General features: G+C 48.4%; 1 protein-coding gene. It reads left to right on the top strand.

What is annotated here, in order from left to right:
• Positions 1-525: molybdopterin-binding protein (locus R7Z49_RS27465; protein ID WP_318112827.1), on the top strand; the 525-nt coding region annotated here is incomplete at both ends.

The following is a 525-nucleotide window of genomic DNA, read 5'->3' as shown; positions in this document are numbered from 1 at the left end:
TGTTCGAATCATGACTGGCGCGAAAATTCCGGAAGGTTGCGACGCCGTTATCATGCAAGAAAACACGACCGTGACCGAAGCGGGTATCCAGTTCAACCAAACGGATGTGAAACCTCAAAATAACATCCGCCCAACTGGTGACGACATCAAGCAAGGCGATATCGTATTAGCAAAAGGCGCGCGCCTAACACCACGCGATATTCCAATGATTGCTTCTCTTGGCGTAAGCCATGTCACTGTTGTGCGTAAACCGAAGGTGGCATTTTTCTCGACAGGTGATGAACTTAAACCATTAGGTGATCCACTCGAAGCAGGTCAAATCTACGACAGCAACCGTTACGGCATTAAACCGCTTATCGAAAACTTTGGCTGTGAAGCGATTGATCTTGGCATTATCCCTGACTGCCCAGAAACATTAAAAGCGACGTTTGAAAAAGCACAAACGCTCGCGGATGTGGTTGTCACCTCTGGCGGCGTCAGTGTTGGCGAAGCAGACTACACTAAGGACATTCTTGAACAACTGGG

The sequence above is a fragment of the Vibrio sp. 1562 genome (genome assembly GCF_033340155.1).
In the GTDB taxonomy this organism is placed as follows: domain Bacteria; phylum Pseudomonadota; class Gammaproteobacteria; order Enterobacterales; family Vibrionaceae; genus Vibrio; species Vibrio alginolyticus.
Note: the sequence above shows the minus strand (reverse complement) of the source record. Positions and strands in the feature narration are given on the sequence as shown.